Source organism: Chryseobacterium sp. SORGH_AS_0447 (assembly GCF_030818695.1).
GTDB lineage: Bacteria > Bacteroidota > Bacteroidia > Flavobacteriales > Weeksellaceae > Chryseobacterium.
The window spans coordinates 3649176-3660648 of record NZ_JAUTAR010000001.1 but is presented as its reverse complement, the minus strand read 5'-3'; the positions used below and the strand labels follow the sequence as shown (position 1 = coordinate 3660648).

8 protein-coding genes are annotated in these 11473 nt (G+C 39.9%); 7 read left to right on the top strand and 1 reads right to left on the bottom strand.

The annotated features are described in order from the left end of the window. Positions 1 to 159 precede the first annotated feature (159 nt). On the top strand, positions 160 to 2187 hold the full coding sequence (locus QE422_RS16600) for a M13 family metallopeptidase (RefSeq protein WP_307460862.1): 2028 nt from the start codon (positions 160 to 162) through the stop codon (positions 2185 to 2187). A 265-nt stretch (positions 2188 to 2452) separates the two neighbouring features. Beyond that, positions 2453 to 3691, top strand: coding sequence for an IS4 family transposase (locus QE422_RS16595; RefSeq protein ID WP_307454373.1), 1239 nt, complete (start codon positions 2453 to 2455; stop codon positions 3689 to 3691). A gap of 202 nt (positions 3692 to 3893) precedes the next feature. Here the strand turns inward: QE422_RS16595 and QE422_RS16590 are convergent, their stop codons facing one another. Then, positions 3894 to 5129, bottom strand: coding sequence for an erythromycin esterase family protein (locus QE422_RS16590; protein WP_307460859.1), 1236 nt, complete (start codon positions 5127 to 5129; stop codon positions 3894 to 3896). A 182-nt stretch (positions 5130 to 5311) separates the two neighbouring features. On the opposite strand from QE422_RS16590, the gene QE422_RS16585 reads away from it, so the two are divergent. From QE422_RS16585 to mutY, 5 genes are all read left to right on the top strand, one after another. Next, entirely contained in the window at positions 5312 to 7411 is a 2100-nt protein-coding gene (locus QE422_RS16585) for a M13 family metallopeptidase (protein ID WP_307460856.1), read from the top strand. A gap of 254 nt (positions 7412 to 7665) precedes the next feature. Next, a complete protein-coding gene (locus QE422_RS16580) occupies positions 7666 to 8112 on the top strand; it encodes a type VI secretion system contractile sheath small subunit (protein WP_307460854.1) in 447 nt (148 codons plus the stop codon). A gap of 20 nt (positions 8113 to 8132) precedes the next feature. After that, a complete protein-coding gene (locus tag QE422_RS16575) occupies positions 8133 to 9497 on the top strand; it encodes a DUF5458 family protein (protein ID WP_307460851.1) in 1365 nt (454 codons plus the stop codon). A gap of 71 nt (positions 9498 to 9568) precedes the next feature. Further along, positions 9569 to 10021 carry a hypothetical protein gene (locus QE422_RS16570; protein ID WP_307460848.1) on the top strand — a complete coding sequence of 151 codons (453 nt, stop codon included), beginning with the start codon at positions 9569 to 9571 and terminating at the stop codon, positions 10019 to 10021. Positions 10022 to 10137: 116 nt separating this feature from the next. Then, complete coding sequence (mutY, locus tag QE422_RS16565; RefSeq protein ID WP_307460845.1) at positions 10138 to 11199, top strand: A/G-specific adenine glycosylase; 1062 nt, start codon at positions 10138 to 10140, stop codon at positions 11197 to 11199. The last annotated feature ends 274 nt before the right edge of the window (positions 11200 to 11473 follow it).

The following is an 11473-nucleotide window of genomic DNA, read 5'->3' as shown; positions in this document are numbered from 1 at the left end:
AGAATTCCGGTTTAATTCTGATGGCAAAAGCAAAACGGATTGATAGAAATTTTAAAAAAGTTAAATGTAAACGTATTTTTAATATTTGATTAAATTTGTTTTCGTAAAAAGTAACAAATAAAAAAAAACGATATACTTATCGTATAAATTGTAATTATAATGAAAAAACTAACGCTTTCTCTGCTTTTATTAGGAGGAATTTGTTCACAGACAGTGAACGCTCAGGCGACAGACAAAGGTCTGGATCTTAGCCTGATGGATAAATCGGTACGTCCGCAGGACGATTTTTACAGCTATGTAAGCGGAACATGGATGAAGACGGCTAAAATTCCTTCCGATAAACCGACATGGGGAAGTTTCAACAAACTCGCTGAAGATACGGACAATAATTCCATGACGATCCTGAACTCTCTTTTGAAAGACAAGTTTGCCGACGGAACGGAAGGTAAAAAAATCCAGGACCTTTATGCGTCGTACATGGATATGGCCAAAAGAAATGCAGACGGAATCAAGCCGATCCAGGCGAACCTGAATAAGATCAATGCCATTAAAAACGTAAACGATCTTCAGAATTACCTGATTTCCGTAACCAAAGAAGGAGAGAACAATTTCTACGGATGGGGCGTGGATGCGGATCTGAAAGATTCTAAAATGAATGCAGTTTATTTAGGAAATGCATCTTTAGGATTGGGAAGAGATTATTACCAGAAAGTAAACGAAAAAAACACGGAAGCCTTGGCAGAATATACGAAGTATGTAGCTTCCATGCTGAAAGAATTAGGATATAAAAATGCGGATGCTGCTGCAAAAGGAATTGTAGAGTATGAAAAAAGCATTGCCAAAACGTATCTGACCAATGAGCAGAGTCGTGACAATACTCTGCAGTACAATCCAGAAACCATGGCTCAGCTATCCGCCTTGGTAAAAAATGTAGATCTTCCGGCTTACCTTAAAAAAGTGGGGGTAAATACAGACAAAGTGATTATCGGGGAATTAGGATATTACAAGAATTTAGACAAATTCATCAATGCCCAGAACCTTCCTGTGATCAAGGATTATCTTAAATTTCATTTGATCCACGGAAGCGCTTCTTATCTGAGCGAAAAGATCGGAGATATGAGGTTTGCCTTCTACGGTAAATACCTGAGAGGACAGCAGGAGCAGAGAGCCCTTAACAAAAGAGGGTTTGAGCTGATCAACGGAACATTAGGCGAAGCGTTCGGAAAATTATATGTAGAGAAATATTTCCCTGCAGAAGCCAAAGCGCAGATGGTGGAACTGATCGATTACTTAAAGAAAAGTTTTGCCGTTCACATCAATAACTTAGCGTGGATGTCTTCTACAACGAAGGAGAAAGCCATGCAGAAATTAAATAAATTCACCGTAAAAGTAGCGTATCCGGATAAGTGGAAAGATTATTCCAAATTAACCATCGTTCCTGAATCTAAAGGCGGAAATCTGTATTCCAACCTTCAGAACATTACGGAATGGCAGTACAATAAAGACCTGGCTAAAATCGGAAAACCTGTTGATAAAACCGAATGGGGAATGACGCCACAGACGGTAAATGCTTATTACAACCCGGTAAACAACGAAATCGTTTTCCCTGCGGCCATCCTTCAGCCGCCGTTCTTCAATCCTAAAGCGGATGCTGCGGTAAACTTCGGAGGAATCGGTGCTGTAATCGGTCACGAAATGAGCCACGGATTCGATGATTCGGGAGCACAGTTTGATGCAGACGGAAACCTGGTAGACTGGTGGACGCCGGAAGATAAGGCCAACTTTGAAAAAGCAACAAAAGCTCTGGCTTCACAATACGACAAGTATGAGCCTGTAAAAGGAACTTTTGTGAACGGAACCTTTACCAATGGTGAAAACATCGCCGATTTAGGAGGGGTAAACATTGCGTATGATGCTTTGCAGATGTATCTGAAAGACAAAGGAAACCCGGGTACAATCAGCGGGTATACCCAGGATCAGAGATTCTTCTTAAGCTGGGCAACCGTTTGGAGAACTTTATCCAGCGAAAAGTACATGGTGAATCAGGTGAAAACCGATCCGCACTCTCCGGGGTATTTCAGAAGTTTCGGTCCTTTAACGAACGTTGATGCTTTCTACAAAGCATTCGATGTGAAAGAAGGCGACAAGCTTTACAAAAAGCCGGCAGACCGTATCAAAATCTGGTAATTTTTTTTAATATCATAAAAAACCGCTCAGCAATGAGCGGTTTTTCTATTGCCGGTATTTTCATGTATAATGAGTAAGTTTACTTGCGGATCAATAGGAACGGGCTTTAGCCCAATGTCATTAAGTTAGTATTTTTTAGTGTTATGTTTTTGCTAAATTTGAGATTTAATCTTTCATTTTCTTATTATGCAAAAAAAATGTTTCAGATATTTTATTATCATTGGAGGAGGAAATCCACAGCGTGGCTATTTGTAATGAATACAGGATGAGTAGCAGAGATTTCACCCGCAAAAGGAAGTTGAGCTTTTCAAATACGCTTTTGTTTATGCTCAACTTCATTACCAAAAGCCTGTCCTGTGAGATTGTAAATTTCATTCACTATATAAGATCTTTGGGCCAGACACAGAATACTTTTACAAAAAGTGCATACGTACAGAACAGAAAAAAGATAAAGCCCGAGGTTTTTATTCATCTGAACAAGCGGCTTGTGGAAGAATTCTATACAGATAATTCTGCAGTACAGACCAAATTCAATGGTCTTCGTCTGTTGGCTATTGATGGTTCGAGAATTAATCTACCTCAAACCCGAGAGCTGGAAGAGATTTATGGTGTATCCAAAAACCAGACTTCTCATACCTGCGTACAGGCCAAAGCCTGCGTACTGTATGATACAATCAATAAAATCTGTTTAAAAGGGGTACTTTCTTCTATAGATACTGATGAACGTTTACAGGCTCTTGAGCTGTTGGCTCATTGTTGCCATAATGATCTGCTGCTATATGACCGTGGTTTTGCTTCATTTGATTTCTTTTATCAGCATCACAAAAGAAATTTTAACTACCTTATGCGCGTAAAAGTAGGTTTGAACCAAACCATAAAAGATTTCGTCAAAAGCGGAATATCCAGTATGATAACAGACTTTAAGCCTTCTCCCAACGTAGATCTGTCAGGAAAAGATTATGGTAGAGACTATACTTTTAAGGTAAGATTGTTGCGTGTCGTACTGGATAATGGCACCATCGAAGTTCTTGCAACCTCTCTTTTAGATGAGGCTTGTTATCCTTCGGAGATTTTCAAAGCCCTATATTTTGAACGCTGGGGCATAGAAACCTATTTTGATGAAATCAAAAACAAGCTTCACCTGGAGGAATTTTCCGGTTACTCAAACAACAGCATCTTACAGGATTTCTATTCTACTTTGCTTGTAAGCAATATACAGACCCTTATTGTCAGAGAACTCGAACAGGAGCTTAATGAAGTTGATACGAAAAAGAAGTACCGGTACAAAGTCAATACTTCCCTTTCTTACAGCTTGATGAAAAACAGAATTTTGAATTTGCTCTTTAGCAATGTAAAAAAAGAGGATATAGTGGCAGAGCTTAAAATTCTTTTTGCTTCTCATATGATCCCCGTCAGACCCAAAAGATCCTTTAAAAGGAATATTTTAAAATACAGAGTCAGAGCGAAACCAAAGGTCACTAAAAACTATAAAAAAAATCTATAAGACCTTAACTTAATGACATTGGGCTTTAGCCCGTTTTCAAAAACAGAATTCAATTTGGCTTTAGCCTAAATTGATCTTCAGCCTGTAATTGACTGCCTTTCCAAATGACATTTTTACTTGGCTGTGATGTTGACTGGGAAAACACCCGGCATCCGGCATCCCTCGTCCAGCATTTCAATCCGGATTCTACATCAGGTTCACATTAATTACTCAACAGTTTCGATGCCGTAGAATTTTTTATGAAGATCAGGTAATCAAAATCATCGGTTACAATGCCGGATTTAAAATCCTTTGGGATCGGAGAAGCACCTACTGTTCTGTAATTTATTTTTTTCAGGAGTACTCTAGCCAATTTGTTGTTCTCTTTTTTAATGCTTTTGAGATCAAGAATAAAAATAGGAATATCAAAAGAATTGAGAAGTTCTTCCAATGAATCCGGTGCATTTTTTTTCAGATAAACGGATTTGATTTTTTCGTCGTGCAGGTCGAAAACGGAATGATAACCTTCATAAAAGAACGTTCCGCAACTTACATAATTATTAAAATTATCTTTCAGAAATTTTCCGGTTTCCTCTCCGGTTTTTTTCAGATGTTCATTATGGGCCCACAATACAAAAGCTGAATCAGGATACTTGTTTTTAAGCCAGAAAATATTATCTGCCATGTATTTATTCCTTCCAAGATAGGTTTTGCTGATATACTGATCAAGAAGAGTAATATGCTGTTGAAACCATGAATAATCTTCCGGATCCAATATCTTTGAGGAAGATGTTTTTACGCCGTTTAGTTCTGCTGATGCCTCTTTATTTAATTGTTTTTTGTCGGAAAGCTGATTTCTTTCTAAGCGGCTTTCATCATAAAGCAGCTGTGTCAATTTCATCAGATGGTCAGTCGGAATACCGTATTTGTCCATCATTATTTTAAGCTGTACAACAGAACCCCGGTACGTGGTTATATCGAATCCCGTAAATGTTATTTTGGATGCGTTCTTATCGTTGTATTTTTTCATCCATTCCGTCATATTCAGGATTTCTTCGGTTTGATAAATCCAGGAATCCAGGTTCATCACATATTCTTCACCTGTTTTTTTTCCGTTGACGATATATTCGTTAAGGAGCATGGCTTTAGGCATGGGAGATTCTATGGAAAATACGCCACCGTTATTTTTCATCAGAAAATACCGGGTTAATTTTTCTTTTACCTTAAAAATTTCATGTGAGCCGTGAGAAGCTTCTCCTAATCCTACCAGTTTGGCATTGGCAAAAAAGCGGTTGAAAACCACAGAATCTTCCTTAAAGCCGATGTTCGGATCATCTGATTGAAGAGGATAAATAAACTTCCGGAGATAATTTCTTTCGTCAGAACTCTGTGAATAGATAAGGGTGGAAAAGAGAAAAGGAATCATCAACAGTATTTTTCCTGAAAAAGATTTTTTCATGATTAAAATATTAGAATTTTACGGTAAAAATAAATTTTTCATCCCTTTGACAGAAATAATAAACTGACAGCGAGCCATGTTTTAACAAAAATTTATCATGTTTCTGTGGTACGAATAAGCTGTACGGGATTACAATCAAATTTGTATATTTGATAAGTTTGTGTAAATCAAAAAATATCTTAATGAAAAAGCTAAATATCGGGATACTTGCCTTTTCGGGCCTTGTATTCTTACATTCGTGTGGTACGGCAAAAACAGCAGACGCTCAGAAACCTGAGACCGTGAAGGAAGCGGCTGCAGATCCGGTGAAAAAAGAAGAAGTAAAAGAAGAAGGGCTGAACTTGTCTTATATGGACAAAACCGTTCGTCCACAGGATGATTTTTTTAGCTACGTCAATGGGAATTGGGTGAAAACCACGCAGATCCCTTCCGATAAGGCGAGCTGGGGATCCTTCAACGCCTTAAGAGAAAATGTGGATGACGCTTCCCTGGATATTTTAAATAAAATTTTATCAGAATCGTATTCGGCTGGTTCCGAAGGGCAGAAAATACAAAATCTGTACGCTTCATTTATGGATACGAATAAGAGAAATGCGGAAGGGCTCGCTCCGATCAAAGGGGATCTGGCAAAGATCGATGCCATCAAAAACCTGAATGACCTTCAGAAATATTTACTGGAAGCTACGAAAGTCGGCGACAACTCGTTCTACGGATGGAGAGTAGGAGCGGATATGAAAAATTCCAATATGAATGCGGTATATCTTGGCGGCCCGGATCTTGGCCTGGGAAGAGATTACTATCAGAAAGTAAATGAAGCCAATACCAAAACCTTAGCCGAATATCAGGCTTATGTAGGGAAATTATTCGGGGTATTGGGCTATAAAAATGCGGATGCTGCTGCCAAAAACGTAGTGGATTTTGAAAAGCAGCTGGCTAACTACTTATTGACGCTTGAGCAAAACCGCGATGCGAATTTAAGATACAACCCTAAAAATGTATCCGAACTGCCGGTATTGGTTAAAAATGTCAATCTTCCGAAATATTTAAAAGAAGCAGGAGTGAATACCGATCGTGTAATCGTTGGGGAACTGAAATATTACCAAAATATGGATTCGTTCCTGACACAGAAAAACCTTCCGCTGCTGAAAGATTATCTGAAATATCATTTAATTAACGGGAATGCGAGCAACCTGGACGAAAATCTTGAACAGATCCGGTTTGATTTCTACTCCAGATATCTTCAGGGGCAGAAAGAGCAGCGCCCGATGAACAAAAGGGGACTTTCCCTGGTAAACGGTGTTCTGGGTGAAGCTTTCGGAAAATTATATGTCGAAAAATACTTTACGCCTGAAGCCAAAGCGCAGATGGAAACCTATATCGATTATATTTTGAAATCATTTAAAACCCACATCGATGATATGGATTGGATGTCTCCGGATACTAAAGTAAAAGCACAGGAAAAATTATCGAAATTTACAGTGAAGATCGCCTATCCGGACAAATGGAAAGATTACACCCAACTGAAAGTGGAATCTCCGAAGGAAGGAGCAACTTTATATTCTAACCTTCAGAACGTTGCTGCCTGGCAGTACCAGAGAAGTCTGGACAAAGTAGGAAAACCGGTTGACAAATCGGAGTGGGGAATGACACCGCAGACCGTGAATGCCTATTATAGCGGATCCAACAACGAAATCGTTTTCCCTGCGGCCATCCTTCAGCCACCATTCTATAATCCGAATGCAGATGCAGCAGTAAACTTCGGTGGAATCGGAGCGGTAATCGGCCATGAGATCTCCCACGGATTCGACGACAGCGGTTCGAGATTTGACGGAGACGGAAACCTCAACAACTGGTGGACCGACGCAGACCGTAAAAATTTCGACGCCAAAGTGGCTCAGCTGGCAGCACAGTACAGCGCTTACGAACCCGTAAAAGGAAGTTTCGTGAACGGTAAATTTACCAGCGGTGAAAACATCGGGGATCTTGGCGGAGTAGCAGTTGCTTACGATGCTTTGCAGATGTATCTTAAAGACCACGGGAATCCGGGGCCGATCAGCGGTTTTACGCAGGATCAGCGGTTCTTTATGAGCTGGGCCACCGTATGGAGAACAAAATCCACCGACCAGTATATGACCAACCAGGTGAAAACCGACCCGCACTCGCCGGGCGTTTTCAGGGCTTTCGGTCCGTTGGTGAACCAGGATTCTTTCATCAAAGCATTCGATATTAAGCCGGGCGACAAAATGTATAAAGCGCCTCAGGACAGAATAAAAATTTGGTAAAAACACCATAAAATTGTTAGAAATGAAAAACGCACAGGAAAGGGTGCGTTTTTTTATTTATTTTTCCTAGTTTAGTGATATCGTAAATATCAGTTTTTCACCGATGTTTATCCGGTAAATATTATTTCAAAAAAATCTTAACAAAATTTTTTATGTTACAGTTTTTTTTTAAATTTAAACATTGGATTGGTCAGTTATTTGATGCTGATAAAAACAATGAACACCAAAATAGAAAATCTCAAAATAACAATAATATGGCAATGTTTAATTATGGCGTTGGCGGAAACGAAGTAAAAGTAGACGCTAATGAAGCTATCCAGCAGATTCAGGAGAATAAATCGCTGATAGTAAGCCAGCTTACAACAGAAGAATCTTACGTTCCTGAAATTGTAACAGGATTAAAAACCGTGGACGACGTCTTCAGGCATTTCCAGCCTTCTGTGCACGTTCAGCATGAAACGGAAGACGGTAATGTAGTAGAAGAAGAGTTCCGTTTTCAGAATCTTGCGGACTTCACCCCAAAAAATCTAACGCAGAAATCAGAATATCTACAGCAGCTGAGCATGGAGCAGGAGCAGTACAACAAAATAGTACGCCAGCTGAAAACCAATAAAATTCTGCGCAACATGCTGGAGAATGACCAGACAAGGGCTGCATTCATCGAAGTATTGAAAGAAGTGGCACAAGAACTTGAAAAATAATCTAAAGACTTACACGAATCATGGACAGTAAATTACAGGCAGCTGAAAACCAACAACAGCAGGGGCAGCAGCAACACGCCGGCCAGCCCAAAGGTAATCCGCTTGCCGAACTCAATAAAATAGGTGGTTTTGGCTTTGTAGAATCCGTAGTAGACGGCATCGCAAACATGAACCCGACCAGGAAAGCCCGAAAAGAGATTTTCCTGAACGACAGCAACAAAGCAGACGAAAGAAAAGAGCTTCTCCAAAAGATCAACCTTTGGGTGGACCTTCTGGAAAGCAACGAATCTGCAGATAAAATGGCAGATACCTGCAAATCCAAAGCGCAGGCTGCCGACCAGAATTTGAAATCCAATCTTAAAAATACGCTCGATGCCGTGCGTTTGCTGGAAACCAACTATAGAACGGTTGCGCAATTCTATAAAAACACCGAGCTGGATAAAGTAGACAATGTAAGCATCGTAAATGCCAGTTTAGATCAAGTTTCAGACCTTGATAATCCATTGTTCATTGATGCCGTTGCAGAGGAATTCAAAAACTATTACGACCGTCTGGATCTTAGGGATAATTATTCTATCCTGGCCATTCCGGGATACCTGGGTTCCAACAAAGTCATTGAAAAATGGGCCAAAATCTGTAACGAAAATAAGGTGATGATGATTACGGATTTCGCCAACCTTGATAAGCCGGATGATGTGGTGGACCTTTTCCATTCTGCAAATCTTACCGGTGGCGAATTGCACAGAAGTAATGTCATCATGACTTGTAACTGGCTTGTAGGACGTGGCAAAGCCGAAGAAGTAGGAGAAGAGGAAAACGTAGAGCTTCCGCCTTCCACTTCACTGGCAGGAAAAATCCATAAAACCCTGATGTCTCAGGTAGCAGCCGGTAAAAAGCACGGAAACATCAATGAAGTGGATGCCGTAAAATTCGAATTGAAGAAGAGCGAAATCTCCCAGCTCGAAAAGATGGGACTGGTTCCGATGGTAAACGAATACGGAAAAATTATGGCATTCTCCGCAAAAACACTGTTTACCGGAGATAACATCGGCCTTCAGACCTATTCGGTTGTTCGGGTATTCGATTATGTAACCAAAGTATTGCTGGACTTCCTGAACAGGAGGGCTTTCGAAAACTGGAATGCCAAAAACGAAGATGATTTGAGAAGACAGATTGTAACCTTCCTCGACGGAATCAAAGGTCCGGACAAGCTGATCGAAAAATTCAAAATTGTCCGTTTCGAACAGGATAAAGTAAATAAAGACAGGGTTTGGCTGGACATTCGCCTGACGCCTTATTTCCCTACCAAAAGTTTTGTTATTAAACTGGACGGACACAAAGGAGACGACGGCAACGAATGGGATGCAGAATATCTTCAGGATTAATCCTGGCTTACTTAAAATACTAACCGATGCATTTGTTCATCGGTTTTTTTCTACCAAATTATTAAATCATTATGAAAAGAAGATGGCTGTACTTTTTACCGGTCCTGTTCTTAGGGATAAGCTGTGAAGAAAAAAAACTTCAGCATAATCAAAAAATCGATCTTTTTGCCGACGAAAGAAAGGAAGGGAAGGCTTATATCATGAAACCTGAGGAATGCCTGTATGAAAGCGATATGGTGGTTTCCTCACCCAACATCAAACTGATCGATCAGTCTTCGGGCCGCGGTAAATCTATTTACATCTATCGTGTAAATGCGGGGAAGGTGCTTAAAACCACAAGGGATTCTGTAGTCTCTTTTCCTTTTCAGTTCCTTTCCAATCAGCGGCTGATGTTTCACCCTGATTCCACTTCGTATGTTTATCTTAAAAAACTGGACGGCTACCGCTTTATTGCCAGACAGATGAACCTGAAATACCAATGGCTCAAGTCAGCCCCGGTCTACTCGGTAAAAAGTGAACAATAAAGCATTATCTTTGTAACATTAAATTCATCGGCAGATAAAGCATAATATTTTGAATTCTAAGTTTGAAAAATTAAGTATATCGCTTCTCATGTTTTATCTCTGAAGAATTTGGAATAATGGATAGATCAATTTTGGAAAAGATAAATAAAGAGCCGGATTTCAGGCATATCGGCAATAAGCTTCTCAACTGGTACAAAGCAAACGCCCGGGATCTTCCCTTCAGACAAACGAAAGATCCGTACAAAATCTGGATCTGTGAGATTGTTTTCCAGCAGACGAGAATCAACCAGGGTTTAGGGCATTACAATAATTTCATTGCGAGGTTTCCCGATGTGAAGACCCTGGCAGAAGCGGAAGAAAATGAGGTTTTGCTGTACTGGAAAGGCTTGGGCTATTATTCCAGGGCGATTAATATTCATAAGGCTGCCCAGCAGATCATGACCGAGTATCAGGGAAGTTTCCCACATGAATACGAGGAAATTTTAAAATTAAAAGGGGTCGGTAAATATACGGCAGCAGCAGTTTCCAGCATTTGCTTTAACGGAAAGATCCCGGCCGTGGATGGGAATTTCTACCGTGTTCTGAGCAGGGTTTTTGCCGACGGTTTCGACATTTCAAACTCCAGGGCTTTTAATTACTTTTCGGAACTGGCGCATTTAATTTTACCCGATAATGTAGGGGATTTCAACCAGGCGATGATGGATCTGGGTTCTGAAATCTGCAGACCTAAAAATCCTCTCTGCAGAGAATGCCCGTTAAATGAGGATTGCCTGGCATTTTCAATGAACAGGGTTTCTGAGTTTCCTGTCAAAGCCAAAAAAACAAAAGCAAAAGACCTGGAATTAAAATATTATTTCGTCCACAGAAACGGTCAATTCCTGATCCAGCAGAGAAAAGACGATTTCATTTGGAAAAAACTTTTCGAATTTGTGCCTGAAATTTCTGATGAGCTGGTACCGTATATCGTAGGGGTGAAAACCGTCAGCCATAAACTGACCCACAAAAACCTCAGCATTGAAATTTACAATGTCGAAGTACATTCCGAAGAAGCATGGAATCATTTTATTGCCGGCCATAATTACCAGGTTACCGACGTGGAAGCTTCCCACGAAAAGTCGTTTCCAAAACCGCTGGAAACATACATTCTGAATTATGAGGAAGCCTATCAGTTTTTGTAATTATAGACAGAATGATACTTTCTGCATATATCTAATGGTATTGCTATTCCGTAGGAAATTCAACATAATAGGATAGAAAAGCTAGAAAAATATTGGTCTCGAGAATGTCTGATTTTTTTCCATATAGGATTATACGCCCAATTTGTCATTCCGCAGGAATCAAGACATAGTATTAGATAAATTACCGAAAGATTCGCGTCTAGATTCCTCCGGAATGACAATGATGCTGAAAAAAATACATCTCGTATTTTGCATTAAAATCTTATTCATATTG